General features: G+C 73.3%; 21 protein-coding genes. 11 read left to right on the top strand and 10 right to left on the bottom strand.

Annotation, left to right across the window (positions count from 1 at the left end; genetic code table 11):
* The first annotated feature begins 81 nt into the window (after window positions 1-81).
* Window positions 82-684: a helix-turn-helix domain-containing protein gene (locus OG974_RS31600; RefSeq protein ID WP_331729976.1), complete on the top strand. Its 603-nt coding sequence runs from the start codon at window positions 82-84 to the stop codon at window positions 682-684.
* 44 nt (window positions 685-728) lie between these two features.
* On the opposite strand, the gene OG974_RS31595 is transcribed toward OG974_RS31600, so the two are convergent.
* The 5 genes from OG974_RS31595 to OG974_RS31575 are packed head-to-tail and all read right to left on the bottom strand — an operon-like array spanning window position 729 to window position 11,605.
* The gene (locus tag OG974_RS31595; RefSeq protein ID WP_331729973.1) at window positions 729-2,873 is read right to left on the bottom strand and encodes a hypothetical protein; all 2,145 of its coding nucleotides are present in this window, start codon (window positions 2,871-2,873) and stop codon (window positions 729-731) included.
* A complete protein-coding gene (locus OG974_RS31590; RefSeq protein ID WP_327286314.1) occupies window positions 2,870-4,018 on the bottom strand; it encodes a VWA domain-containing protein in 1,149 nt (382 codons plus the stop codon). Before OG974_RS31590 ends, OG974_RS31595 begins: the two co-directional genes overlap by 4 nt.
* Complete coding sequence (locus tag OG974_RS31585) at window positions 4,015-6,819, bottom strand: DUF5682 family protein (RefSeq protein WP_371647211.1); 2,805 nt, start codon at window positions 6,817-6,819, stop codon at window positions 4,015-4,017. The genes OG974_RS31590 and OG974_RS31585 overlap by 4 nt, the downstream gene beginning before the upstream one ends.
* Window positions 6,816-8,021: an AAA family ATPase gene (locus OG974_RS31580; RefSeq protein WP_327286313.1), complete on the bottom strand. Its 1,206-nt coding sequence runs from the start codon at window positions 8,019-8,021 to the stop codon at window positions 6,816-6,818. The genes OG974_RS31585 and OG974_RS31580 overlap by 4 nt, the downstream gene beginning before the upstream one ends.
* A complete protein-coding gene (locus OG974_RS31575; protein ID WP_327286312.1) occupies window positions 8,018-11,605 on the bottom strand; it encodes a DUF4132 domain-containing protein in 3,588 nt (1,195 codons plus the stop codon). Before OG974_RS31575 ends, OG974_RS31580 begins: the two co-directional genes overlap by 4 nt.
* A gap of 224 nt (window positions 11,606-11,829) precedes the next feature.
* Here OG974_RS31575 and OG974_RS31570 point away from each other — a divergent pair, with 224 nt between their 5' ends.
* From OG974_RS31570 to OG974_RS31550, 5 genes are all read left to right on the top strand, one after another.
* Window positions 11,830-12,270 (top strand): hypothetical protein, encoded by a 441-nt coding sequence (locus OG974_RS31570; RefSeq protein ID WP_329316832.1) that lies wholly within the window; start codon window positions 11,830-11,832, stop codon window positions 12,268-12,270.
* Window positions 12,271-12,605: 335 nt separating this feature from the next.
* The gene (locus OG974_RS31565) at window positions 12,606-13,286 is read left to right on the top strand and encodes a hypothetical protein (RefSeq protein WP_331729967.1); all 681 of its coding nucleotides are present in this window, start codon (window positions 12,606-12,608) and stop codon (window positions 13,284-13,286) included.
* A gap of 134 nt (window positions 13,287-13,420) precedes the next feature.
* Window positions 13,421-13,723, top strand: a complete 303-nt coding sequence (locus tag OG974_RS31560) for a putative quinol monooxygenase (RefSeq protein WP_331729965.1) — start codon at window positions 13,421-13,423, stop codon at window positions 13,721-13,723.
* Between the two features lie 150 nt (window positions 13,724-13,873).
* Entirely contained in the window at window positions 13,874-14,872 is a 999-nt protein-coding gene (locus OG974_RS31555) for an NAD-dependent epimerase/dehydratase family protein (RefSeq protein ID WP_327286308.1), read from the top strand.
* A gap of 14 nt (window positions 14,873-14,886) precedes the next feature.
* Window positions 14,887-15,834: an aldo/keto reductase gene (locus OG974_RS31550; RefSeq protein WP_327286307.1), complete on the top strand. Its 948-nt coding sequence runs from the start codon at window positions 14,887-14,889 to the stop codon at window positions 15,832-15,834.
* Here OG974_RS31550 and OG974_RS31545 read toward each other — a convergent pair.
* Complete coding sequence (locus OG974_RS31545; RefSeq protein ID WP_329316829.1) at window positions 15,824-16,156, bottom strand: hypothetical protein; 333 nt, start codon at window positions 16,154-16,156, stop codon at window positions 15,824-15,826. The two genes, OG974_RS31550 and OG974_RS31545, sit on opposite strands and share 11 nt — an antisense overlap.
* A 159-nt stretch (window positions 16,157-16,315) precedes the next feature.
* On the opposite strand from OG974_RS31545, the gene OG974_RS31540 reads away from it, so the two are divergent.
* The 4 genes from OG974_RS31540 (at window position 16,316) to OG974_RS31525 (ending at window position 19,070) form a co-directional block, all read left to right on the top strand.
* Window positions 16,316-16,714 carry a hypothetical protein gene (locus OG974_RS31540; RefSeq protein ID WP_327286305.1) on the top strand — a complete coding sequence of 133 codons (399 nt, stop codon included), beginning with the start codon at window positions 16,316-16,318 and terminating at the stop codon, window positions 16,712-16,714.
* A 113-nt stretch (window positions 16,715-16,827) separates the two neighbouring features.
* A complete protein-coding gene (locus OG974_RS31535; RefSeq protein ID WP_327286304.1) occupies window positions 16,828-18,075 on the top strand; it encodes a hypothetical protein in 1,248 nt (415 codons plus the stop codon).
* 30 nt (window positions 18,076-18,105) lie between these two features.
* On the top strand, window positions 18,106-18,603 hold the full coding sequence (locus OG974_RS31530) for a hypothetical protein (protein ID WP_329316825.1): 498 nt from the start codon (window positions 18,106-18,108) through the stop codon (window positions 18,601-18,603).
* Window positions 18,604-18,605: 2 nt separating this feature from the next.
* The gene (locus OG974_RS31525) at window positions 18,606-19,070 is read left to right on the top strand and encodes a hypothetical protein (protein ID WP_327286302.1); all 465 of its coding nucleotides are present in this window, start codon (window positions 18,606-18,608) and stop codon (window positions 19,068-19,070) included.
* A gap of 249 nt (window positions 19,071-19,319) precedes the next feature.
* Here OG974_RS31525 and OG974_RS31520 read toward each other — a convergent pair whose 3' ends face one another.
* Window positions 19,320-19,952, bottom strand: coding sequence for a helix-turn-helix domain-containing protein (locus OG974_RS31520; protein WP_327286301.1), 633 nt, complete (start codon window positions 19,950-19,952; stop codon window positions 19,320-19,322).
* A gap of 90 nt (window positions 19,953-20,042) precedes the next feature.
* Between OG974_RS31520 and OG974_RS31515 the strand changes: the two genes are divergently transcribed.
* The gene (locus tag OG974_RS31515) at window positions 20,043-20,456 is read left to right on the top strand and encodes a DUF4345 domain-containing protein (RefSeq protein WP_327286300.1); all 414 of its coding nucleotides are present in this window, start codon (window positions 20,043-20,045) and stop codon (window positions 20,454-20,456) included.
* A 209-nt stretch (window positions 20,457-20,665) separates the two neighbouring features.
* Here OG974_RS31515 and OG974_RS31510 read toward each other — a convergent pair whose 3' ends face one another.
* The 3 genes from OG974_RS31510 to OG974_RS31500 all read right to left on the bottom strand — a co-directional run bounded on the left by OG974_RS31510 (window position 20,666) and on the right by OG974_RS31500 (window position 23,308).
* Complete coding sequence (locus OG974_RS31510; RefSeq protein WP_327286299.1) at window positions 20,666-21,289, bottom strand: hypothetical protein; 624 nt, start codon at window positions 21,287-21,289, stop codon at window positions 20,666-20,668.
* Window positions 21,290-21,357: 68 nt separating this feature from the next.
* Window positions 21,358-22,662, bottom strand: a complete 1,305-nt coding sequence (locus tag OG974_RS31505; protein ID WP_327286298.1) for a M48 family metallopeptidase — start codon at window positions 22,660-22,662, stop codon at window positions 21,358-21,360.
* Between the two features lie 190 nt (window positions 22,663-22,852).
* A complete protein-coding gene (locus OG974_RS31500) occupies window positions 22,853-23,308 on the bottom strand; it encodes an NUDIX hydrolase (protein ID WP_327286297.1) in 456 nt (151 codons plus the stop codon).
* Between the last annotated feature and the right edge of the window lie 35 nt (window positions 23,309-23,343).

Genomic DNA, 23,343 nt, shown 5'->3' with positions numbered 1-23,343 from the left:
ACGCAGGACTGATCGGTACCGTAACATTGCGGCCAGGCGGTGCAACGCCCCACCGCACCGACGAGGGGCCGGATGGCGAGCATGGACAGAGTCAGCAGGCAGAGCAGGGTGGCCAAGCTGCCGCCCCGGGAGCGGATCCTCGACGCGGCGGAGGAGCTCTTCTCACGCGAGGGGATCAAGGCGGTGGGCGTCCAGGCGATCGCCGACCGGGCCGAGACCACCAAGATGGCGCTGTACCGCCACTTCGAGACCAAGGACGCGCTGGTCGAGGAATGGCTCCGCATCGTCGCAGCCGACTACACCGCCGTCTTCGACCGGTTGGAGGAAGCACAACCCGACGACCCCCGCGCACAGATCCTCGGGATGGCCCGGTTCATCACCGACGGACTTCCCGAGATCTCCCACCGGGGGTGCCCGTTCATCAACTCCATGGCGGAACTGCCCGACCGCACCCACCCGGCGCGCCGGCTGATCGAAGCCCACAAGGCCGGCCAGGTGCGCCGACTCACCGACCTGTGCGCCCGGGCCGGGCTGCCCGATCCGCAAGAGGCGGCCGCGGAGATCACCTTCGTCCTCGAAGGAGCCCAGGTGAGCGTCCAGAACGGAAGCATCGAGCACGCGGGTGAGCGGCTCATGAGGATCGTCGCGGCCGTCCTGGACCGCCACCCGGCCCCCGGGGTTTGAGCCCGTGGGCCGTGGGTGATCGCACGCGCCGCAGCGCTGCCGCGTCAGCGTGAGCCGTACAGGTCCGCCGCCGTGAGCAGGAACAACTGCGCGTCCGTCCACGGGTCCACGGCGGTGTCCGCGCCGCCGCCGGTGAGGGCCGCAGGTACGGCTCGCACCCGGCCGGCGGCCGTGGTGAGACCCGTCCGGTCCAGGGCGGCCGCCGCCCCTCGAAGCCGGTCCAAGCCGGCCCGGTCGAAGTGGCGCAGGCCCCGGTGGGCGGCGTCGGCGAGCGCGGCGAGCGCCTCGGCCAGCGCCCCCGCGACCGGGTCCGGCTCGGGGTGCGCCGCCGGAGCCGCACTGGTGGACGGTCCGGCGGGCGCCAGGTCGGGCACCGTGACGGCCGACCCGGCGAGCACCGCGACGGGCTCCACCACGAGCCCCGTGGATCCCGTGGATCCCGTAGGTCCGGATCTGGCGGCCGCCCGGACGAACCCGCTGATGTGGCAAGGACCGCCGCCGAGGCCGTCGAGGGCCGCGGCCAGGGCGTCCGTGGCTCCGGGCGCGTACGGGTTGTAGGGCGCCGCCAGCAGGGCGAGGTTGCCGTCGGCGTCCCGCAGCACCGCCTCCAGGCGCTGCTCGGCCGGGTCGTAGCCGAGGCCCTCGACGGCGTGCACGGCCAGTACGTGGACGTCGTCCGCCGCCACCCGCGCCCGCACCTGCCGGGGCGGGCGGGCCCGCACCCGTTCCGCGAGCGCGGCGAAGTCCCGTACGAGGAGGGGTTCGGGGAGGTCGGTCCAGGAGCCCGCGACCGGCGTGACACCGGTGCCGCCGGTGCGCGGGGCACCGAACGCGACGACGTGCCCGGGGGTACGGGACGCGGTCTCGCTGACCACGTTCCCGGCGGCCAGCGCACCGAACGTGCTGCCGGCGGTGCGCCGTCGCGCGAAGTCCGGCCCCGTCGGCGCCGGCTGGTCCCCGGTGACCTGGTCCCCGGTCAACTCCCACCGGCGGCGCATGACGAGGACGATGCCCGCGCCGGCGTGGGCGAAGTACACCTCGGCGGTGCGGGATCCGGGGTTCCCGGTCACCCGGCAGCCGAGCCCGGTGAGCCGGACCCGGCGCAGCGCGGTGGTTCCGGGCTCGCCGGTGCCGTGGCGACCGGTGCGGTGCCGGGCGGCCACCTCGGCGAGGAGCTCCGCGAACCGCTCGGGCCGGTGCCGGGCGCCGCGCGAGGCGTGCTCCGCGAGCTGCTCGGCGAGGTCGGCGGTGGTGTCGGCTGTCCAGTGCATCCCGTGGTCCGCGAGTTCGCGGCCGACCCGGTGCAGGCCCGCGGTGATGACCGGCCCGGCGTGGGCGGCCCCGTCCAGCAGCAGTTCGGTCGCGATCCCGGCGGCTGCGCCGGCCGCCTCGTCGCGGGTCCGGGCCGGCCGCAGCGGCCCGCCGGCCCGGACATCGGTCGGCGGGTCCTGCGGGTCGGCGGCGAGCGCGGCGCGGAACGCCCACACGGCGAGGGCCACGGCCGGGCCGCGGTGCTCGGGGCGGGCGTCGGTGAGGGCGTACCCGAGCGCGGCCGGGACGGCGAACCGCACGGTCGCGGTGGCCAGTTCGGCGCGCGCCTCGGGGGCCCCCGGAGCGGGGTGGGTGAGCCGCGCGGCGTAGCCGCGGGCCAGGGTGCGGCGCGCGGCGGTGACGGCCCGCGCACCGAGTGCCGCGGTCAGCTCCTCGTCGGTGACGCTGCCGGGGGACCATACCGGGGCCCCGCCCGGACCGGTGACCGGGCCCGTGTCCGAGCCCGTGTCCGGACCGGTGTCCGGGTTCTGCCGCGCCGGTTCGGGCGCGCGGGGCGCAGGCCCTTCCGCGCTGGTCCGCTCGGAGGTGTCGGACCCGCCGGTGGTCCCGGGCGCCGTCGGCTCCCCCTCGGCCTGCCGCCGGTAGGCCAGGATCAGTCCGATCAGGTGGCGGCACACGCCCGTGGCGGCGCAGCCGCACCTCCCGACGTCGAGTCCTGCGCCGGGAGGCAGTACGGATTCGGTGCCGTCGGGGTAGCGTCCGCTGAGGCTGCCGTCCGGAGCCACGCGGACCGCGGCTCCGGCCCCTGCGGCGAGTTCCCTCGCGGCGCGTTTGACCAAGCCCCGGTTGGCGAGCGCGGCGAGGGTGTCCTCGGTGAGGGCCAGCAGGTCGGGGCGGGACACGGTGGCGGCAGTCAACGGCCGAGCCGTTCGGCGACGAAGGCGGCGAGCATGCCGGGGGTCATGGCGCCGACGTGGGCGCCGGCGTCGGCGATCTCCTGGGCGAGGTCCCGGTCGTAGGCGGGTGCGGCGTCCTCGTCGAGGGCGGCCAGGCCGAGTACGGTGCTGCCCTGCCCGACGAGCCGGCGCACGGTACGGACCAGCCGGTAGCGGTCCCCGCCCTCGTAGAAGTCGGTGACCAGGACCACGATGGCCCGGCGCGGGTTGTCGATCAGTTCGGCGCCGTAGTCGACGGCGCGGGCGATGTCCGTGCCGCCGCCCAGCTGGACCCGCATCAACAGCTCCACCGGGTCGGTGACGTCGGAGGTGAGGTCGATCACGGAGGTGTCGAAGGCCACCAGGTGGGTGCGCAGCCCCGGCAGCCCCCACAGGGCGGCCGCCGTGACCGCCGAGTGGATGACGGATCCGGTCATGGATCCGGACTGGTCCACGAGCAGGATCAGCTGCCACTGCTCCAGGTGCGGTCCGGTCCGGGAGGAGAACCGCGGCCGCTCGATCAACAGCCGCCGGTGCTCGGGCTGGTAGTGGGCCAGGTTGGCGCGGACCGTCGCATGGAAGTCGAAGTTCCGTGAGTACGCGACGGGGCTGGGGCGCCGGGAGCGGGTTCCGGTGAAGGAGCGCCGGAGCTCCGGGGTGAGGCGGGCCATCAGCTCCCGGACCACGGCCTCGACGAGCCGCCGTGCCAGCCGCAGGACCTGCGGGTTCATCAGGTGTTTGGTGCGCAGGACGGCTCGCAGCAACGCGGGGCTCGGCCGGACGCGTTCCAGCACGGCCGGGTCGGTGACGATCTCGTGGATGCCGTACCGCTCGACGGCGTCCCGTTCGAGGCGTTCGATGGTCTCCCGGGGGAAGAGGCGGTGGACGTCGTCGAGCCAGTCGACCGCGGTCACCGCGGAGGGGTCGTCGCCGGCTCGGCGGATTCCCCGCTCGCCCTGTTCGGGGTCGCGGCCGTACAGCCATTCCAGGGCGCGGTCACGGGCCGCGCCGTCCGCGGCGAGGGCGCCGGTGTGGCGTTCGGCGGGGCTGCCAAGGACGAGCCGCCACCGCTCCAGCCCGGGGTCGGTGGAGGGCGCGGACGCGCGGGCGGGGTCGGTGGCGGTCACGGGGCGGCTCCCAGGCCGTGGCGTTCGAGCAGGCGGGACACGTCGTCTTCCAGGCGCCGGGCCCGGCCGATGAGCAGCGGGTCGGCCGGTGTCCGCAGCAGGCCGCGGGCGGAGCCGCGCAGGCCACGGCGTTCGATGAGGCGGGCGGCGATGCGTTCGCGCTCGCGGGGCGGAAAGTAGGCGAAGGCCTGCCGCAGGGCGGGGAGGCCTGCGAGGAACTCGTCCTCCGGCTGCTCGCTGACCAGGGCGTCGAGTACGCCGAGCAGGCCATCGTCCTGGCCTGCGGCCCCGCAGGTGGTGTTCCCGGCGGCCGGCGCGGTCAGCTCCTCGCGGGCCAGCGCGAACACGCCGGCCAGCCAGTCGCCGAGGGCTGCGGTGCCGGCGACGGCCCGCACCGCGGCCACCGGATCGCCGACCCCGCCGACCCGGGGGCCGTCTTCGCCCGGGCGGTGCGCGAGGGCGCGGCACAGACCGTACGCGGCGCCGCGCAGATCGGCGGGGGCGGCCGGGTCGGTGCTGATCCGGGCGCACACCGCGGTCACCGCCGCCCGGTCCAAGGACAGCAGCGGTGCGGCGTGCAGCACGGCGTCCCGTACGGCGGTGAGGGCGCCCACCCTGCCCCGGTCCACGCCGCCGGCGCCGTGCAGCCCCTCGGCCAGCCACAGCACCCGGGCGACGGCGGCGTCGACGAAGCCGGCCAGCAGCGGGTCCCCTGCGACCCCGTACACCCGGTCGTGCCGCCACAGCCCGAGGGCGGTGTGCAGCGCTTCGCCGAGCGGACCGGGGTCGCCGGCCCGGTCGACGGCGGCCCGGAGTTCGGTGAGCAGCGGGCCGAGCATCCCGGTCGCGCCGCAGGCCACCGCGTCGAACAAGATCCGCGCGAGGGCGTCGGGGGCGGCCGCGGCGGCCCGGACCCGCTCGCCGAGAGCGGTGGCGGTCGCGTCCGCCAGGGTCATGCCGTGACCGGAAGCCTCGATCAGCGCGGCTTCCCGGGCACCCGCGGCCGACGCGGCATGCGGCTCCCAGCGCTCGGTGGCCTCGGGGTCGGCGCCGTCGACGGGCCCGCGGGTACGGGCGTAGCAGGGGACGTCGAGGATCCGCAGGCAGTGCAGGACGCGGCTGGCGTCCAGGCCGGCGGGCTCTGTGAGTCGCAGCGTGACGGGGCGGGTGCCGTCCAGGCCGAGGACGGCGAGGCGGGCGGTGACGTCGTGCACGATCGGCGGGAGCGGGGTGTCCGGGTGGAGCGCGCCGGTCCGCTGGCCACAGCCGGCGGCCACCATCTCGACGAGGACCGGGTGGGTGCCGGGACGCAGCGGGCCGCGCCGGGTCCACGGCAGGGGTTCGTCGACGGCCTCGTCGAGGAGTGCGCCGGCGAGGCCGTCGAGCAGGTCCAGGCGGGCGGGCCGGTGGTGTCCGCGGAGTGCGGCCAGGCCCTGGGCGGCGGCCCGGGCGGCGATGAGGGAAGCCGTGGAGACGTGCCGGCCTCGGCCGCGCAGCCGTTCGGTGATGTCCCGCACCAGCAGCTCCCCGGCGGCGGCCGGGCCGTGCTCCCACACGTGCTGGTGGAAGCCGGGGGACGGCATGCCGGACTGGTAGCCGGTGAAGGCGTCGAGCTGGTGGAAGGAGTACGGGACGAGGTGGCTGCCGGCGAGGGCGTCCGCGGCGGGCCGTGGCACCGCCGGAGGACCGTGCGCCGCCCCGGTGTCGGCGCCACGGCCCGCGGCTTCGGTGAGGGCGACGAGCGCGGGCCGGTGGAAACCACCGGTGACGACCAGGACCGGACCCGCGCCCGGTTCGGCCAGGGCGGCTCGGACCCAGGAGGCCATGTACTCCTCGCGGGCCCGGTCCGAGGCGTCGGCCTCGGTGTCGCCGCGGACCACGTCGAAGTAGAGGGCGAGCCGTTCGGCGAGGGAACGGTAGCCCAGACCGCCGCCGCCCGGCCGGTCGCTGCCCAGCCGGTCGCTGCCCAGCGCGTTGGACCCCAAGCCGCCGGCCGGCCCGTCGGACCCCAGACCGCCGCCACCCAGGTCGCCGCCCAGACCACCGTCGGCCAGCCGGTCGCTGCCCAGCCCGTCGGACCCCAAGCCGCCGGCCGGCCCGTCGGACCCCAGACCGCCGCCACCCAGGTCGCCGCCCAGACCACCGTCGGCCAGCCGGTCGCTGCCCAGCCCGTCGGACCCCAAGCCGCCGGCCGGCCCGTCGGACCCCAGACCGCCGCCACCCAGGTCGCCGCCCAGACCGCCGCCACCCAGCCGGTCGCCGCCCAGACCACCGCCGCCCAGCCGGTCGCCGCCCAGACCACCGCCGCCCAGCCGGTCGCCGCCCAGACCGCCCTCGCCCGGTCCGTCGGACTCGGCCGCCTCGAACATCCGGTCCCACAGGGCGTCGGCCGAGTCGACGCCGAAGCGGGCGCACAGCCGGGCGGTCGCCCGCTCGTAGCGGACCTCGGCGTCCGCGTAGCGGTTGTTGCGGCCGGCGAACGCCGGATGCCAGGCGGGCAGGTCGATGAAGCGGACCTGTGCGCCGGCGGCGCGGCCCTCGCTGAGCGCCACCCACTCGGGGGAGTAGTCGCAGAACGGCGTCCACGAGGTCGTGGAGCGTTCGGCGTCGCGGTAGTGGCTGAACACCGCGATCGGCAGCCGGTGGCCGAGCAGCAGTTCGCCGAGCCGGTCGTTGAGGTCGGACGGCCCCTCCACCAGCACGTGGCTGGGCCGCAGCGCGGCGATGGTGCGGGAGACCAGCCGCGCACAGGCCGGCGAGTGGTGGCGGACGCCGAGGAAGTGGGCCGTCAGGGTGCTCACCGCGCCAGCAGGTGCCGGGCGGCGTGCAGTTCCCGCCAGGCCGGTCCGGTGTGCCGGTCGGCTCGCTGTTCCAGGTAGCGGCGCAGCCGTGCCAGGTCCTCCGGGTTGTCCTTGGCCGCCGTGCCGGCCAAGCAGGTGACCAGGTCGGCGGCGTTGCCCGGTTCGCCGCGCAGGTACCAGCCGCGGACGCCGACCGCGTGGGCGACGGCGACCGCCTCGGCGGTGCTCATGACCGCGCCCATCCGGTCGGACCCGCCGTGCCCCGCGTACCCGCCCGGTGTGCCGTGCGGCGGGCCGTCCCCGCCCGCGCCCCGCAGTTCCCGGAACGTGGTGACGAGGACGTCCACGATGTCCGGATCCGGGGCGACGGCCACCCCCGAGGCGCGCAGCAGGGCGGTGGCCTCGGCCTCGACGAGGGCGGCTTCGGCGTCGCGGTCGGCGATGGGGAACACCGTCTCGAAGTTGAAGCGGCGCTTGAGGGCCGCGCTCATCTCGTTGACGCCGCGGTCCCGGGTGTTGGCCGTGGCGATCACGTTGAACCCGTGGGCGGCGAAGGCCATTCCCGCGTCCCCGGGGAGTTCGGGGATGGTGACGACCCGCTCGGAGAGCAGGGACAGCAGGCAGTCCTGCACTTCGAGGGGGCAGCGGGTGATCTCCTCGAAGCGGACCAGCCGGCCCTCCCGCATGCCGCGCAGCACCGGGGCGGGCACCAGGGAGCGCTCGGAGGGGCCCTCGGAGACCAGCAGCGCGTAGTTCCAGGAGTATTTGATCTGGTCCTCGGTGGTCGCGGCGCCGCCCTGGACCACCAGCGTGGAGTCACCGCTGACCGCGGCGGCGATCAGCTCGGACAGCAGGGACTTGGCGGTGCCGGGTTCTCCGACGAGCAGCAGGCCCCGGTTGGTGGCCAGGGCGACCAACGCCCGTTCGACGAGGGAGTTGTCGCCGACGAACTTGCGGCTCACACCGGTCTGCGGGTCCCCGGTGATGAACCGGAAGGCGGCGCGCAGGCTGAGCTGCCAGCCCGGCGGGCGGGGTGCGTCGTCGGCGGCCCTGAGCGCGGCCAGCTCCTCGGCGTACCTGATCTCGGCGGGCGGCCGCTGGACGGGCCTGCGCCCCGCACCGTCGTGCGTGCCGGGGGCACCGGCAGTACCGGGATCGTCCCCGGAGGTGTTCTGCGGACGTGGGGTGCGGGCGCCGGTCATGCCGTCAGCTCCGTGAGGTCGGCGAGCACTTCGGAGGCCACGACCGCGTCGAGGTCGGCGAACGTCAGCGGGTGGCTGCGGCTGAACCAGTAGTCGCCGGGCGTCGTGTCGAGCCAGACGGTCTCCAGCACCTGGTCGGGGAACTCGCCCACCATGCCGACCGCGATGCCCTCGTCGGGCGCGATGACCAGGTAACAGTGACGGCCCAGGCGGCGGGAGAGCCACCGCTCCACCCCGTTGTCCTCGGGAGTGCCGCGCTCCCAGCCGCGCTTGGTGAGGCCGAGGAGCCGGCCCACGGGGACGGTGAAACCCTCGAAGCGGGTCAGCCGGTGCCCTGCCGCCTCCTCCTCGGTGACCGCGTACACGGCCCGGCCTAGCTGCGCGAACGGCTGGACGATCTCGTAGTCGGCGAACACCTCCGACCAGGCGGCGACCGCGTCGACTCCGAGGCGCAGCGGGTGCGGCAGGCTGACGACGGCGTCCGCGCCGAATTCGTACGCCTCGTCGTCGGCGTCGGCGAGGCTGCGGTCCTCGGCGATCCGGAACTCGACGGTCGAATCGCCGTCGACGGCCCGCCACACCAGGCGGCGGGCCAGGTGCCACACCAGCGGGTGCTCGGCGAAGAGCTTGCCGAACTCCTCGGCCGTCCAGGTGCGGCCGTCGACCATGGCGGCCTCCAGTCGTCGTACCTGGTCGGCGGCGACGGCGCGCACGTCCTTCTTCAGGGCGGCGAACCGCTTGCGCTCGGCCGGGGCGAGCTCCGGGTCGTCCTTCGCGCCGGGCTTGGGCAGGTCCTTCAGCCGCTTGCCGTCGGCGTCGGCCACGTACGGCCTCAGTTGCTCGTCGAAGCCGACGGTGAAGCGGCGGCTGCCGTAGTCGACGGTGGTGGTGCCGTCCGCGTCGAGGCCGAAGTCGGGCACCAGGCGGTCGGCCAGCTGCTCGCGGGTCAGGCCCAGACCCGCGGCCACCTCGGCGATCTTCTCGCCGGCGCGGGCCTTGAGGGCCTTGAACTTCGCCCGCTGCGCGATGCCGTGCAGGCTGAGCAGGGCGGCGTCGGTGCCGATCGCGGCAAGCACCTCCAAGCCGTCTACGGCCCGGTGGTGCGCGCCCTCCCCGGGCCAGTTCCGGATGATCGGGCTGAGCAGCCGGACGGTGTCGTCGTCGCCGAAGGCGCCGAGCTGGTGCAGCGCCCAGGCGTCCTTGGGGGGCATGCCCCCCATCTGCCACTCCTCGAACACGGCCCAGGCGAACTCGGTGAACGAGGCGGGGTCGGCGACCTCCCGCACCAGTTCCACGCCCGGATACGGGTTGCCGGGGGCGCCGAAGGCCATCATGCGGAGCAGGTGCCCGGTCGCCTCGGCGGGCAGCGCCTCGCCGGTGCGCAGCTTCAGCTGCGGCAGGGCGGCCGCATCGGCCCACGCAGGGGGCTCGACCGTCTTGGCGGGCAGCGCGGTCACCAGCGGGTCGGCGTCGAGGAGTTCGGCGATCGCCCCGACCGCTTGCGGGCCGTGGACGGCGGCGGCTTCCCGCACCGTGTCCGGGCCGTGGGCGGCCGCGATGGTCCGGAGCGCGGCCTCGGCGGCCGTGCGGGGCTTGCCGGGCTTGCCGAGGGCGTCGGGGACGAGCAGGGTGGCGGCGTCCCCTGCGTGCCGGACCAGCCAGGCGCGGGCGGTGCGGGCAGCGGCCTTGAGGCGGACCAGCCAGTCGGCCATGAGCCGGGCTATGCGCAGGTTCACGTACGGCATGAGCAGCACGCCCATGGTGGCGGGGAGCCGGAGCGCGGTGCCGAAGGCCATCGCCAGGGCGGTGCTCTCGTAGCGGGCGATCAGCGGCATGAAGGTGTTGGTGCCCTCGTAGGTCCATTCGGGGCCGTCCCACGCGTCGAGGAGCGGGCGGACGACTTCGGCGGGGCCCATGGTGAACAGCACGAGCCGCTGGTGGTCCTGGCGCAGCAGCCCGGCGCGTCCGGCGGCGACGAGCGCGTCCAGGTCCTGGTTCACGGCCCAGGCCGGGATGCTGTTCTCGGCGGAGGCCCATTCCTCCTGCTCTCCGGGCAGCCAAGCCATACGGGTGTCTTCGGGGGCGCTGAGCCCGCTGACCGTACGGGGCTTGGTGCGGGGGCGCACGCGCGTCCACGGCGGGCTGGTGAGGACTGCGGGCAGGGCGGCGGCGTCCGCCTCGGGGAGCTGCCCTTCGAGGCGGGCCAGCGGGCCGACGAGGTCGGCGGCGCGGGCGGGCAGTTCGGGCAGGACCTCCAGGGCGAGTTCGCGGTGCGCGGCCACGTGCGCCTTCAGCAGGCGGCCGGCCATGGCCGCGTCGGCGGCGGCTCCGTCGGCGCGCTCGGCGAGCAGGCGCATGGCGCGTACCGGGTAGCGACGGGCCGCGGCCAGCAGGGCGGGCCGGACGGTCCTGTCGTCGATCCGGGTCAGGAGCGTGTGGAAGGCCGGGTCACCGGGGAGTTCGGCGAGGGCTTCGGAAAGGGTGCGCAGGGTGTCGGCGTCGGCCCAGGCCCCCTTGAACGGTTCGGCGAGGAGCGGTGCGAGGGCCGCGCCGAGGCCATCGGCGCACGTCGCGATGAGCTGCGCGCTCCAGCCGTGCCAGCCGAGGTCGAAGCCGGCGGCGCGGACCGCGGCGACGTGCTCGGCGGTGCCCAGGGAGGCGGCGAGCAGGAAGAGCTCGGTCGAGGAGCCGTTGCGGATGGGGAGCGGGTCGGCGCAGCATTCGCCGACCCAGTCCAGCTCGTCGGGGACGAGGAAGCTGACGTTGACGCGGCGGCGGGGGGTGTCGCGGTGCCCGGCCAGCACCTCGACGGCGGCCCGGTATTCGGCCTCCGGGGCGCTCGCGAGGAGCCGGCGGGCGCGCTCGGCGATGGGGACCTGGCTGTTGCGCCAGCCGTTGGCGGCGGTGACCCAGCGGACGCCGTTGACGACCGCCCCGGAGCGATCGGCTTGCCAACCGGGTGTGACCTGCCCGTACTCGACGGTCGCTCGGGCGGCGAACGGCAGGCCGTACCGGACGGCCCAGGCGTCCACGAACAACTCGCGGTTGCCGTCGCCGTGATCGGCGTGCACCAGGTGCGCCAGGACGGCCGCGCCCAGCGGGTCGGGCGTCCCGGCCAGGTGGGTGCGGGCCGCGGCGACGAGCGCGGGCTCGCTCTGCGGGAAGTCCAGTACCCGGGCTACGCGTTCGGCGTCCTGGTCGAGCCAGCCGTCGACCTGCGCGGGCGCCGACGCCACCGCCGCGGAGGCCGGCCGCGGCACCCCGCCGCGCCGCGGGCTCACATTCCGCTTCCATGCGGTGGGGAACACGAAGACGTCCTCGTCGACCCGGACCGCAGCCGGCGGCGCCACGTCGAGGGGCGGGGCGTCGACCCGGCTCTCGCCGACCGGCGCGTAGCCCTTCTTCTCACGGGTGGCGACGGCTTTGGCGAAGTACAGGCGGGCTTCCTCCGCCGTGCCGAAGTCCTTGACCTGGGTCTGCCCGGTCGTGCCGACGCGACCGAAACGGAGGGTCACCGAGGCCCCGTCCGCTTCGCCCTCCCAGAACTTGGCCGACCCGTCCCCGACGTACTCCCAGCGCTGCACGAGCCCTCCGCTTTCCCACGTGATCAGTTGCCGGAACAGTAACGGCGAGCACTGACAACGCTTGTTGCGGGGCCAGGGGAACCGAACGGGGACCTCGTGTCGTCGTCACCGCCGCCGGCGTGGTCCTGGTCCCGGTCCGCTGGCATCATCTTCTGCGAACAGGCGAACGGGAACGGGGGCGAGCGGCGCATCCGCACCATCCGCCCGGAACCGGATCGGTACTGATGGCCACCACCTCGTCCTCCCCCGCCACGAGCGACGGCACGGCGCGCCCGCGTGCCGTCACGCCGGGCACCGTGACGGCGGGGCTGTTGGTGCCGCTCCTGATCGTCGCCGGTGTGGCCGCTTCCCTGCACACGCAGGAGATCGGGTACGACTGGGCCGACCGGCAGATCGCCGCCTGCCGGCACCTGCCCTTCCCTATGACGGAGTACGCCGCCGCGTGGACCGGTCTGGGACTCGGCCTGGCCGCGGTGGCGGTGTGTGTGTTGCTCGCACGGCGGCTCCGCGGGCGGTACGGCGTTCGGCTCGGGGAGACCTGGCCGGGCCTTCTCGCCGGTACCACCGTGTGGTTCAGCGTTCTGGCGGTCCCGCTGGAACTGATCCAGCTGTACGCCGTCTACTCGGCCGCCGCGGCGGGAATCAACCTCGGCGACGGGTGCTGATCAAGGGGTACGAAGACGGTCCGCTGGCGCCGGGCGGGTCACGGTCGCCCGCCCCGGGCTTCTGGGCGGAGCGGTCTCGGGGTACGGCCCGGGATCGGCGAACCGGCGGATCCGGTCCTGCTCGGCCGAGCAGGGACCGCACGGCGAAGGCGGGCTACACGGTCAGCCGCGCGAAGGTACCGCGTCGGGCAGCCGAACCCCGAACGCCGATAATCCCGTAGGACAACTGCCGCTGACTCCGCGACCATCAGCCGATGACCACAGAACCGCATGCGCATCCGCATCTGCTGTCCCTCCGCATCGCCGTGCCACCGCTCGGCGATTGACAAGGCTCCGTGGAATGCCGACCGTTCATCAACGGGCTGGACGTCCTGGCCGACGTGTTCACCGAGGGCCCGGCAGTCGACCCTCGGTACCTCTTGGGGCCGGATGCGCCGCTCCGCGCGGCGGCCACCCCACGCGAGGTTCGGCTCGCCGAGGCCGGGTGCACGGAAGGATGCTGCGGCGCCGTCTACGTGACCATCAGGCGCGAAGGTCAGTACGTGATCTGGAGCGACTGGCGCAACCCGGACGACGAAGACCTCGATCTCCCAGAGCTTCGGTTCGAGGTCGACCCGTACGAGGCGGAGGTCCGGCGGGCTTCGACGGACCACGGCTGGGAGTGGCCGGCCCGAACGGTCGCCAGGCTTCTGGAGGAGAGGCTCCGGGAGGACGTCGGCCGGCTGACGACCTGGGAGTGCGAACTGGGAGCCGTCTCGGCCTGGCACTGGGAACCGGACCGGATCAACGTCTTCCTGTTCCATCCCGGCCGTTCCGCGATCCGGGAGGACCGTCCCTGGCTCCAGTTCCACATGACCCTTCCGATCTCCGGGGATGACCCGGCCGATCAAGCAGAGCGCCTTGAGGCGCGTCTCACGGCGGAGGACCCGCGCGAGGTCGCCCGGGTCTGCGGCGGTTCGACGGAGTTCGCCGAGCAGCTCGGCTACCCCTGGCCGGGACCCCGCCGACGCACGTGAGGCGGTGGCGGGGGCGCCCGAAGTAGCCGAGTCCATCGGGTTGGTGAGCCGGCCATCGGGCGGGCCGTGCCGCCGGTGCTTGCCTGGTGAGACCCCGGTTCCCCAGCCACGCCCGCTGATCTACGCTCGCACGCATGCCACAGCCCGTACGACTTCACATACTGATCACCACCCTTGCGGGCCGCGGCCAGGAACAGGTCGATGCCTTCGAGCGACTCGCGCCGCTCGTGCGGGCCGAGCAGGGGTGCCTGCAGTACGACCTGCACCGGGTGGTCGACGATCCGGACCGGTTCGTCCTCGCCGAGCTCTGGGCGTCGCGGGATGCATTGGCCGCCCACGACGTCACCGCGCACATGGTTGCCGCTGACGCCGCCAGCCCGGCGTTCAGGGCGGGGCCGGCACGGGTGATCGAGATCGAGGCCGAACCGGTGACCTGAGTCGCGCGGTGCCGGCCGGACAGCGACAGGTCGTGCTGCGCACCCGGCCTGGGCCGCACCTCGACCTCGATCAGGTCAACAGTCCGCCTTACCACTCGTTCAGTAAATGATCACTTCTGCTGATGACGACACGTGTCCAGGATGGGGGGCATGCAAAGGATCTGCGTCATCGGCGGAAGCCGGTACTTCGGAAAGCTCCTGGTGGAACGCCTGCACGCGGCGGGCCACCAGGTCACTGTGATCAACCGCGGCTCCACCCCGCCGCCTGCCGGTGTGGAGCACCTCGTCGTCGACCGCAATGACGAGGCCGCCCTGTCGGCCGCGCTCGGCTCCCGCGCCTTCGACGTGGTGGTCGATCAGATCTGCTACACCCCCGTGCAAGCCGCCATCGCCGCCCGAGCCTTCGCCGGCCGCACCCGGCGCTACGTCATGACGTCGACGATCGAGGTCTACGACCCGGCGACCGCAGCACTGCCGGCCGTACCGCCGGGCACTGCGGCGGCGGAGGAGACCGTCGACCCGGCCGCCTGGGTGGTGGCCACGGACCTTCCCTGGCACGACGACGCGTACCTGGAGGCGCACTACGCCGAAGGCAAGCGCCAAGCAGAGGCCGTCCTCACCCGCGCCGGCGGCTTCGCGTTCGCCTCGGTACGCAGCGCGCACGTACTCGGCGGCGGCGCGCATGAATTCACCGGCCGGCTCGCGCACTACGTCGAGCGCATCCGCCGGGGCGAAGAGATCACTGTGCACGCGAGGGCCCTGCCCACGGTGTTCATCCACTACGAAGAGCTGGCGGGCCTGCTGCTGTGGGCGGCCACGGCCGACTTCACCGGTCCGCTCAACGCCTGTTCCGACGGCCCGCTCGACGTACACGGCCTCACCGCGATCATCGGCGCGTCGGCCGGACGGGAGCCCGTCCACCGGACCGTCCCGGCAGGCGCGGAGGCTTCGCCGTTCTCCTTCGACCGCCATTACGCCATGAGCAACACCCGCGCCAGGGAACTGGGCTTCGCCTTCTCCCGTACCACCGACTGGCTGCCCGGCGCCGTTGCCGAAGCGCTCGGCGCCGAAGTCCTGGACACCGAAGTCCTGGACACCGAACCGACACCGACGCCGGCACCCACACCCGTTCCCACACCTACCGCCTGACGAACGGATCCGCCATGCAGTACCGCACCATCGCAGGCACCGCCGTCAGCGCCATCGGCCTGGGCGCCATGCCCCTGTCCATCGAACGACGTCCGGACGAGACTCGGGCCATCACCACCCTCCACGCCGCCCTCGACGCGGGCGTCACGCTCATCGACACCGCCGACAGCTACCACTGGCACGCCGGCGAGGCCGGCCACAACGAGCTGCTGATCGCCCGCGCCCTGGCCCGCTACGGCGGCGACACCTCCGGCATCGTGGTCGCCACCAAGGGCGGCCGCGGCCGACCCGGCGACGGCAGTTGGACCGTCAACGCCACCCCGGAGCATCTCAGGCGAGCTGCCGAGGCCTCCGCCAAGCGCCTGGCCCTCGACGCGATCGGCCTCTACCAGTTGCACAAGCCGGACCCCGCCGTGCCCTGGGCGGAGTCCGTCGGCGCGCTGCGCGAGCTGCTCGACGCCGGCACGATCCGCGCCGCCGGCATCTCCAACGTCACCACCGCCCAGATCCGCGAAGCACACGCGATCCTGGGCGACGGGCTCGCCTCCGTACAGAACCAGTACTCGCCGGCAGTCCGCGACAGCGAAGCCGAGCTGCAGCTGAGCACACGGCTGGGCCTGGCCTTCCTGCCGTGGAGCCCGCTGGGCGGCATCGCGCGCAGCTCCCTCGACGGCCCCTGCGGCCCCACCTCGGTCGGCACCCCCTTCCACCGCGTCGCGGACGACCGTGGCGTCAGTCCGCAGCAGATCGCCCTGGCATGGCTGCTCGCCCGCTCCCCCGCGGTGATCCCGGTACCGGGAGCCAGCCGCCCGGCCTCCATCACCGACTCCGCAGGGGCAGCGGACCTCAAGCTGAGCACGGAGGAACTGACGCGGCTCGATGCCGCGCTGCCGGATCGAAGCGGGGCGGGATCCGCTGGCCCGTCCCGGGAGGGGACACCGCGCCCGTCGGCTACAGGGTGAGCGTCAGCAGGATCACGACCACGGGCGGGAGCAGCGCGGCGCGCCCGGCCCAACGGCGCCCTCTGGCCAGTGCGGGGCGGCCGGGGAACAGCCGGGAGACCACCACGAGCAGCGGGGTGGCCGTCCAGGACGCCCACCAGAAGGCCGTGGTGACCGCAACGGTCCGGGGGTGGGCGTCCGTCGCCATCGCGGCGAGGGCGCCGAAGAAGAAGGCCACGAGGATCAGAGCCACCGTCGATGCCGTCGTCCACACCGACACCCCTTCTGCGCCCAAGGCCTCGGTGGGGCGGGCGGCGGTCGGGGCTGTGATCGTTTCGCGCACGGGCACAGCCAAGCAGCCCCGGACCCCGGCCCGCCTGCGCGGACGTACTCAAGGCACCTCGTCCTCGTACTCATCGAGCCGGGGCGTACCGCAGAATTTCGGGTGGGAGAACCGGCCCGTCTGCGGATCCGTACCGGGCAACCCGAATCGGAGGATCCCATGGCCGTACCCCAGCGCTGGCGCATGCAGGGCCACGCATCTGACGGCTACTCCGGTGCGCAAGCCCGGTCGTTGCTCATCCGTAGGCTGGACTGGGCGAGCCAGGAGACGTGGTTCGAGGACGGCCGGGGCCGCCTCCTCTCCGTGGTGACCAATGGTGAGCGCGCGATGGTCGCCCTGACGGACGGTGCAGGCGGCCCCGGGGAGCACCTGGTCGATCCGCGCGGCGAGGGCGTCTCTGGCGGATACCTTCGCTCCAGCGGGCAGATCGACACGTACTCCGACAGGGAAACCGTCCCCTTCCCCGTCGCCTGCCGGGCCGTGGAGCACTTCTTCGAGCACGGCACCTGGCCCCACGACGTGCTGGTGGAGATGACACGCCCCTGGAACCCACGCTGAGGGGCTTCGGCAACCGCCGTGCATATGATCAGATTCCGCGAGGGTGTTGACCGTTCAAGAGGTCGAAGTGGAACGGTCTGTAGGGGGCTGCGGTGCTGAAGTACGACAAAGCCATGACCACCGATCTGGGTGTGCTGACGACCGCCGCGTCCAAGTGGGAGGAGATGGCGGGTGAGCTGAACAAGGTCGAGACCCGCTACGGGGAAAGCGTCCAGAAGATCACCACGGGCGGGAACTGGGCGGGTGTCAGCTCCGGGGTTGCCCACTCGACTTTCGCGGGAACCCGCTACGAGTTCTCCGCCGCACAGATCCAGGCCAAGGCCATCGCCAGTCTGCTGCGGGGGGCCCACGAGAAGTTCACTGAGCTCAGGAAGAAGCTCGAAAGCGCCCGGGACGACGCGATGGCCGCCGGCATGACCGTCTCCGCGCAGGGCCAAGTCGCCTTCGACTACGCCAAACTCACGCCTGCCGAGCGCAGCGCCTACCACCACGATCCCGATGGTGAAGCATCCATACGCACCGCCGTCACCAAGTGGCAGAACCACATCGACGACCGTGTGAAGGCCATCGCCGAGCTCGATGAGGGCGTCAAGACCGCCCTCGGGCGGGCCAGTGCCGACAGCAACAAGGACGCTTTCGGCAAGGGCGCCGACGAGACCCTCAGCGGGTTCAACGCCGGCGCTGAAGGCGACCTGGCCAAGGCCATGAAGCCCGACCGATCCAGCGCCGGGACGAAAGAGGACAAGACCGGCCACACCTTCAGCGGGCCCAAGTACGGTAAGGAGGCCTCGGCCAAGGCGTACGCAGACGTCTTCCACGAAACCGCGCAGGGATCGATGTCCGAGGGGGACCTGAAGCTCTCCGGGATCGCCGACGCCTACGGCGGGGGCCGAGCCACCGCGAACTTCGGATTCACCGACCAGGGGTTCGTCTCCAAGGCCGAGGCGTCCGCGGGAGTACGGGCACTGGCCGAGGGCCGGGCCGAGTACGGCTACGTCGGGCAGTACGCGCGGGCGGAGGGGTTCGCGGGCATCGAGGGCAGCCTCACCGCCAAGGCGACCAAGGAGGAGGTTACCGTCGGCGCGAAGGGGTTCGTGGGCGCCAAGGGGACCCTCGCCGGCGGTGCCGAGGCTTTCGGATTGGGCGTCGGTGTGAACGCCGAAGGATGGGCGGGCCCCGGTGCGGAAGCCTGGTGGGGTTACAAGAAGGACAAGGAAACCGGCGTGTGGAAGCTCGGCGGCGACGCGGGTCTCTCCCCCCTCGTCGGCGGCAAGGTGGGACTCGAAATCACCATCGATCCGCACAAGGTTTCTGAGGCCGTCGGCGACGCCGCTGACGCCTTGGCCGGCTTGTTCGACTGATGTACGTTTCCGTGGAAAGGGGGCTCTGAAATGCCCGCAGAACTGCCCGTGCCCATCGAATTCCGGTTGCCGGAAGGCTGGCTCCCGGCCAAGCCGAACGAGGTCGACGCCGAGGGTGTGGCCTTCGCCGCGGTACACCCCCGTCCGGATGCCGGGTTCGCCGCCAGCATCGCCGTCGACGGCGGTTTCCTGACGGAGACCGACACTCTGGCCGGGCTCGCCGACGAGTCGGCGGAGCGACTGCGCCGTGCCGCCGACTCGGCGGAGGTGACCGACCGCCACGAGGTCGGCTCCCCGGACGCACCGGCCCTGACCCAGCGCGTGGCCCTCTCGGCCGTCGTCGGCGACGCTCGCCGCGACCTCGTCCAGTCCCAGGTGTACCTGTCCCTGCAGGACGTCGCGGATCCGCGCAAGCGTGCGGTGGTCCGGCTGGCCTTGACCGCCACCGCTGCTCAACACGACGCGGTCCTGGGCGAGTTCCAGGAATTCGTCCGCAGCGTGCGCCCGGACTCCGCGGCGGGGGCCTAGCCATGGGCCGCCTCACGGACAGGTGGACCGGGACCAGGTACCCGCGCCACGGTGTCGGCGCACGGCCCGCCCCGGAGGTCCGGGCTGCGCTGCTCGCGCTCAACGGCCCGGGCGTACGGTTCGTCGTGCGCGAGGGCACCCCGAAGGAAGGCGCCGACCTGGTGGCGGAATTCGAATATCCGGCGCTGGACCTGACCCTCAAGACCCGGATGCGCCTGGACCCTGCGGCGCACGAGGTGCGCGTCCTGGAGGAGCAATGGGAACCCACGGCCGACAGCGCCCGTAGGCAGTACGGCCGCGGACCGGCCAACAAGGTGTTCCGGCAGTGGGAGACCACCAAGGGGCCGGACGGCCGCCGACACAAAGCCGAGACGTTCCGCTTCAGCTCGCAGGACATGAGGAACCCCCTGCAGCGAGTCGTCCTCGGCGCGGGCTGGACCTGGCGGGGAGTGCTGTTCAAGCTGTGACGGCGGCGCAGGTGGGCCGGGCCGGCTGGGCCCGAATGGCCGTTGATCATCGGCGGCTCGTTCGCGGCCCGGTGCGCGCCGGCTTTCGCCGTCGTCCGCCGACGCGGCGTACGGGGCTGGAAGGCGAGGGAGCGGGCACACATCGCGACCTTCGGCCGGGCCCAGTGGCTCTGACCCACCCGTGTCGAGAGGGGGTCACTCGCGCGCGCAGGCCCCGTCGCCGTGCAGGACACGCCAAGGGGTTCCGAATCACGCGCCCGCGTCGGGCCGCCGTGGCGGCGGCCAGTCGGGGGCGGGGTCCTCGGCGAGCAGCGGTCGGAGGGCGCCGAGGACCGCGCCGATGCACACGTCGCGCAACTGGGTGCGGGTACAGGTCTCGTGGGTGAGCCAGTCGATGCAGAGGACCTGGACGAAGACCAGCCAGCTCTTCAGGACGCCGGACACGGCCTCGCGGCCGCCCTCGTCCGTGAGTGGGAGTACGGCCAGTAGCCGCGTACGGAGTGCGTCCAGCTCGTTCGTCATGATCGTCTGGATCACGGGATCGCCCGCCAGGACCCGGTTCGCGGCGAGGACGGCATGCCGGTTCGCCACGAAGTAGTCGAGATGGACCTCCATCCCCTGGACGAGCTGCTCGACCAAGGAGTCGGCGGGGTCGAGCCGGGTTTCGGCGAGCAACTGGTCCGCCGCTTGTTGGTAAACGGCCGCGAAGAGGTCCTGTTTGCTGGAGAAGTGACGGTAGAGCAGGGCTCGTGAGACGCCGGCCTCTTCGGCCACCTCCTCCATCAGGACACCGTCGTACGGGCGCGCGGCGAAGAGCCGTGCTCCGACGGCGAGGAGCTGGGCGCGGCGGTCGGCGGGGCTGAGTCGTTGGCGGGACGGCACGAGCGAAGACTACTTGACATGTGTCTACTAGTGCGTCCAGCCTAGTAGACACATGTCAACTAGGCTCCACCGAGAAGGCTCGGAGGGATCATGGCAAGGACCCTGCGCACACTCACACAGCTGATGGGCTGGTCCAGCGTGGCGATCGGCCTGTACCACGTGCTCCTCGGCAACGCGGCGATCCCCGGAGCCGGTTCCGCCGGCACGACGGTCGACAGCTGGGGCCGGTTCATGGGAGCCAGCTTCGTCGGCTACGGGCTGGCGTGGCTGTGGGCCGCGCGGCAGCGGCCGATCCCGGCTCAGGCGGTGCGCTGGCTGGCCGGCGTTTTCCTGCTGGGCGGCATGGGCCGGCTACTCTCGCTCGCCGTGGACGGCTGGCCGCACTGGTTCCAGATCGTGCTGACGGCGATCGAACTCGGCCTGCCCCCGGTCTTCTTCTGGCTGGCCGCCGCCGACGAGCGCGCCGCGCGCAGCAACAAGGAGAACGTGGCCGCCGCGCAGTGAACGCACCTCGGTGAACGCGCCTCGACGGGGCGCGGCCCGGAGGCCGGCGTGGCTCGTCAGGAATCAGGGGCCCACGGCAGCGCCGGGGCAGGCAAGTGCCGGGAAAGGCAAGGCGCCGGGGAATGCGGCCTGCCCGCCCCACCGCGCCGCCGGGACCGCGGGGTCCGTCCGGTGAGGCTCCGCCGGTCCGCGCCGCGGGTCTGGCCGAGTCAGCCTTCGAACCACACGACCAGGCGGACGCCCTCGTCGCCGTGCAGGCTCGCCAGCCTGCGCATCACCGACCAGACGGCGCCCCACTCGCTGTCGGGCACGGCATCCTTCCTCCTCAGGCGGCCGACACGGAAGAGGCGATCGCCGTCGGGCCACTCGGTGCCCTCGGGGTAGATGCGTCCTGCTCGGTACAGAGCCTCGGGGTCACTGGGGCCGGCGAGCTCTGCGAAGCGGGCGAGGCTGCTGTTCCGGCCGTGCAGCGCCCAGGTCCCGTCCGGGCTGCGGCGGTACTCGTGGAGGCAGTGGTCGACCTCGTTCGCGGCCTCGTCCCAGTCCGTGGCCGCCAGCTCCGCCCAAGTGATCCACGAGGCAGCGGTCGCGTCCGAGCTCCAGGACTCGAAGTCGGCGAGGGTCTCCGGCGAGACGTCGGGGGGCAGGCCGCGGTCATGCGCGAGGGGGCGGAACCGTGTGGTGTCGCGTACGCCGAACAGGGCCCCGAAGGCCGCGTACGAACGCCCGTTGTAGAGGTGTGCGATGTCGATCGCGCCGCTCCAGCTACGGTCGTCCTCATCGAGCCAGCGATCCCAGCGGCATTCGACGAACCCGTGTATGTCTGTCCCCATGGCCTGGATTGTTCTGCGTCGAGGTAAGACGTGCACGGGGTTTCCGGCGTACCGGGCCGGCCCGCGGATCAGCCCGCGTAGTCCCGGATGACCCGGCCGGCCAGTGCCGTACGGGCCGGGGCCAGTTCCTGTGCCACCGCCGCCGCGCAGGCCTCGGTGTACGTGACCTGCGCCGCGTACGGGCCGCCCGTCGCGGCACACCGGCGGCGCAGGTGGGTCGGCGGGTGGGTGCTGTCCACGCTGTGCCCGCGCCGGGCCGCGACCCGGCGCAGCCGCTCGTACTCGTGCTCCGGTACGGCGGCCATGCGCAGGGCCAACCGCTCCCACAGTCCCCGCTCCGCCTGCTCGCGGGCCTCGCGCCCGGCCGAGCCACCCCGTACGTGGGCCGCCACCGACTCCCGGCGCAGCTCCGGACCGACCGCCGGACTGATCAGCAGGCGGTCCATCAACCCGACGGCCGCCTCCGTGGACCCGGCCTTGGCCGCGCTGACGTCGGCCAGGTACTCGGCGCGTTGCGAGGCCCGCAGCGTCAGGTGGTCGAGGAGTACGACCAGCCCGCAGACCGCCCACCGGGGCAGGAACGTCACGGCGTTCACGAACCGGTCGAGCAGGCCGCGCGGAGGGGTCGGCGCCAGCACGTAGGACCAGGTGGCCAGCGCCCGCAGTGCGCCTCCCGTGACGATGCCGCGCCGGGTGTCCCCATGGGCGAAGTGCCCCAGCTCGTGCCCCAGCAGCGCCACCCGCTCCTGGGGCGGGAGTATCTCCCACAGCCCGAGGCCCAGGAGCATCATCCGGCGTGCCCGCCAGCCGTACGTGGTCACCGCCGCGTTGGACTCGGTGGTCACCACCACGGCATGCACCCCGGCCGTCCCGACCGCGGCCCCCACCTCGTCGATCAGCTCGAACAACTTCGGCGCATCGGCGCGGTACAGCACCGGCGCGTCCTTCGGCAGCCGCTCCGGCCGGGGCCGCAGCACCGCGGCGAGGCCCAGCAGCAGCGCGCCCAACACGGGCTGTACGCCGGTGTCCCAGCCCAGCACCACGAGAAGGATCCCCGTCACCGCGAGCACCACGGTCACCCCGTGCACCACCAGGGAGAGCGCGAGCGCCGACAGGGTCGCGGCATCGCGCCCCACCGGCTCGCTCCGGCCCCCGCCCTGCTCCATCTCGGCCGCGAGCTGCTCCCCGTACGCGTGTGCCAGCCTGCGCCGCGCGGCAGGGATCCGGCCCGGCTCGGGGTCCGGTGCGCCCGGATCCACGTTCCAGTCGCATGCCGCGCACCAGTCGACGTGCCTCGCGTCCACCGGGACCGGAGCCCCGCACTCCGGGCACTCCCGAACGGACGTCACCTCTTCGGTACTTCTGCTTTCCATGATTCCCTCCCCGCCGCGGACCGGAGGCCCGCGGCCCGGGCAGGATAGGGCGCCCGCCCCCAGCCCACGAAACTCGGGCTGACCTGCACCGTTTCACATACGCACGCGTCGTGGTCTCGTGCCGTCGTCCTTCCGTCGGCGGGGACCACAGCCGGTAGGCCCCGGGCCCGACAGCACGTGGAGCGTGCACCTACAGGGCGAATTCGAGGTAGGCGGCGCGCTTGTCCTCACGTGCCGCGAGGGCCTTGCGCCATATGCCGAGGGCGAAGGGCGGAATCATGCTGGGAGGAATGTCTTCGGGCAGGCAGAAACGGATCTCACCGATCTCCGACTCCTGGAGGGTGATGGCCCGCTGCTGCTCCGGGCTCAGCTGGGGGCCGTCGAAGACGTAGAAGACGTGAGACCCTTCCGCCCTGGTCACCCAGGCGGACACGAGCAGGTCCCCGATTTCGAGGTCCAGGCCGATTTCCTCACGGACCTCGCGGCGCGCGGCGGCGGTGGGGAGCTCACCCTCCTCAAGGTGACCGCCCGGCAGGTTCCACCGCTCCTTGTAGACGGGGTTGACGATGAGCACCCTGCCCTGCTCGTCCCTGACGATGACGGCGGCGGATGCGGTGGCCCTCGTGCGGCCGGCGGACGTGGTCATGGATGACTCCTGTAGTGGGTGAAGAGAAAGACCGG

Origin of the sequence: Streptomyces sp. NBC_00597 (assembly GCF_041431095.1) — a bacterium.
GTDB lineage: Bacteria > Actinomycetota > Actinomycetes > Streptomycetales > Streptomycetaceae > Streptomyces.
Note: the sequence above shows the minus strand (reverse complement) of the source record. Positions and strands in the feature narration are given on the sequence as shown.